The 2,618-nt window shown below is 65.0% G+C and carries 4 protein-coding genes; 3 read left to right on the forward strand and 1 reads right to left on the reverse strand.

Going from position 1 to position 2,618, the window contains the following annotated elements; translation table 11 throughout:
• From EOA85_RS32280 to EOA85_RS32290, 3 genes are all read left to right on the forward strand, one after another.
• Positions 1-827: PDZ domain-containing protein (locus tag EOA85_RS32280; RefSeq protein WP_245486211.1), on the forward strand; the 827-nt coding region annotated here is incomplete at its 5' end.
• A gap of 17 nt (positions 828-844) precedes the next feature.
• Positions 845-1,456, forward strand: a complete 612-nt coding sequence (locus EOA85_RS32285) for a molybdopterin-dependent oxidoreductase (RefSeq protein WP_127212428.1) — start codon at positions 845-847, stop codon at positions 1,454-1,456.
• Positions 1,453-2,199, forward strand: coding sequence for an FAD-binding oxidoreductase (locus EOA85_RS32290; RefSeq protein WP_127212429.1), 747 nt, complete (start codon positions 1,453-1,455; stop codon positions 2,197-2,199). Before EOA85_RS32285 ends, EOA85_RS32290 begins: the two co-directional genes overlap by 4 nt.
• Before the next feature lie 117 nt (positions 2,200-2,316).
• Here EOA85_RS32290 and EOA85_RS32295 read toward each other — a convergent pair.
• Positions 2,317-2,618 (reverse strand): 2Fe-2S iron-sulfur cluster binding domain-containing protein (locus tag EOA85_RS32295; protein WP_127212430.1); only part of this gene is annotated, 302 nt, incomplete at its 5' end.

The following is a 2,618-nucleotide window of genomic DNA, read 5'->3' on the forward strand; positions in this document are numbered from 1 at the left end:
GCGTCGGCGTCGGCTTCGCCATCCCGTCGGACCAGGCGCAAAAAGTGGTCGCCAAGCTGATGAAGGGTGGCTCCATTCAATACGGGTATCTCGGCGTCCAGATTCAGCCGGTGACGCCCGATATTGCGAGCGCTGTCGGCCTCGATCAGCCCAGTGGTGCGCTGGTTTCCGCGGTTACTGACGGCTCGCCGGCGGCAAAAGCCGGGATTGAAACCGGCGACGTCGTCACCAGCTTCGCCGGTCAGCAGATAAAGGATCCCAAGGACCTGTCGCGTGCCGTTGCCGACGTCTCGCCCGGCGCCACGGAAACGCTCGATGCCTGGCGCAAAGGAAAGAATCTCGAAATTTCCGTCGACGTCGGGCGCAATGGAGACGATGTGCAGACGGCATCGGTGGGCGGCGGACCAGAGGCACCGTCCGCACAGCCGGGCCTTCGTTCGCCTGCGATCGGCCTCGGTCTGATGGACGTCACCCCGGATGTCCGACAGGCGATGAATCTGGCGCCCAACCAGCGCGGCGCGCTGGTCGAGAGCGTCAATCCCGACAAGGCGGCCTCGGCTTCCGGTATCCAGCCGGCGACATCATCGTCGCCGTCAATCAGGCGACGGTGCGGGACGCCAGGCAGGCAGACCAGGCGATCGCGCAGGCCGGAAAGGCTGGCAAAAAGTCCGTGCTCCTGCTCGTCGAACGCGGCGACGCGCAGATGTTCGTCGCCGTGCCCTTCGCTAATGGCTGAGGCGGCGCATTGCCGCGAGGTCGCGGCCAAGATTCTGGTTGCCCGCCAGAGCATCTTCGAGAAGACTGGTGAAGGCCGACAGACGGCCTGATGCACACGGATGTTTTGATGGTCACCCGCGGCTTCTCTTCAGGACGAAAGCCCCCGACGGATGCGGATGCGCGCATTCCGCCGGGGCAGTATCTCGAGCGAGGGTTCCCGGTGCTGTCGGCCGGGCCGACGCCGCGCGTGCGCACCGAGGACTGGTCGTTCACGCTCAAGCACGGACCGCGGCCGATCAAGAAGTGGAGTTGGACAGAGTTCAACGCGCTGCCGTTGACCAAGATGACCCGCGACATCCATTGCGTGACCGCATGGACCAAGTTCGACACAGCGTGGCAGGGCGTGCTGGTCGACGATATTCTGGCGGATGCCGGCATTGAGCCACTGAGCCCCTTCACTCTGGCGCTGTCCTTCGACGGCTACACCACCAACGTGCCGACGAAGGATCTCACCGCCGGCAAGGCGATGGTGGCGCTGCTTTACGAAGGCAAGCCGATCACGCCGGACCATGGCGGGCCGGCGCGGCTGCTGGTTCCGCATCTCTATTTCTGGAAATCGGCCAAATGGCTGAACGGGCTGCAGTTCACCGAGCGCGACGAGCCCGGGTTCTGGGAGTTGCGCGGCTATCACATCTATGGCGACCCGTGGCGCGAGCAGCGCTATACGGGCGATCCATGAGCGACGGGCCGGCGACGCAGTCGCCCTGGCAGACCGTCACCATCCGACGCATCGAAAAGCGCACGCCGCGCGTCACCAGCTTTTTCCTCGATCCGTCGCGGCCCTTCGCCTATCGTGCCGGGCAGCATGTCGATGTCAGGCTGACGGCGCCGGATGGCTATCAGGCGCGTCGCTCCTACTCGATCGCCTCGGGGCCGGAAGCCGGCGAGATGATCGAACTGGCGATCGAAAGGCTCGATGATGGCGAGGTCTCGCCGTTCTTCCACGATATCGCGGCTGTTGGCGACGAGGTCGAATTGCGCGGACCGCTCGGCGGCCACTTCGTCTGGTACGACGGCGACGGCGGTCCGCTTCTGCTGGTCGGCGGCGGATCCGGCGTGGTTCCGCTGATGGCGATGATCCGCCATCGCGCGGCGCGCAGATCGGCGGTGCCCGTGGCACTGGTGTTTTCCGCACGGGTCTGGGACGAGGTGATCTTTCGCGACGAGTTGATCGGCCTCGACGATCGTCGCGACGGCTTCGATCTGGTGCTGACGCTGACCCGCGAGGCCGCCCGGCGCCCAACGGACTATTCGCGGCGGGTCGATGCCGCCATGATAGAGCAATCGATGGTGCGGCTGCCCGCGCCGCCCAGGTTCGCCTTTGTCTGCGGCTCGAATGCCTTCGTGTCGGCCGCCGCTCAGGCGCTGATCGATGCCGGCGTTCCGGCAGGCCTCATCCGCACCGAGCGTTACGGGGTTTAATGCATGTCGCGCAAAAGTGTGCAGCGGTTTTGCGATTACGACATGCATAGAAAACGACAACGTAAAGCGCGTCGCATAAGGCCGGCCAAACGCGACGCGCTTTAGCCGCCTCGCCGATCAGGCGTCGATTTCGAGCGCCGTCAGTGGCTTCGAACAGCAGGCAAGGATGAAGCCGTCGTCGATCTCGTGATCGAGGATGCCGCCATTGTGGCTCATCTCGACTGTGCCCGAGACCTTTTTCACCTTGCAGGTTCCACACAGGCCGAACTCGCAAGCCGCTGGGATGCGCACGCCCGAAGCGCGCGCCGTCTGCAGCACGGTCTGGCCGGCAACGCAGTCGGCATCGACATCCGAAAGCGAAAAGCGGATCGGCGTTGCGGCCTCGGCAGGTGTCTCGACCCCGCCCTCTGCCGGCCCAC

Origin of the sequence: Mesorhizobium sp. M5C.F.Ca.IN.020.29.1.1, from assembly GCF_003997375.1 — a bacterium.
Lineage (GTDB): Bacteria > Pseudomonadota > Alphaproteobacteria > Rhizobiales > Rhizobiaceae > Mesorhizobium > Mesorhizobium wenxiniae.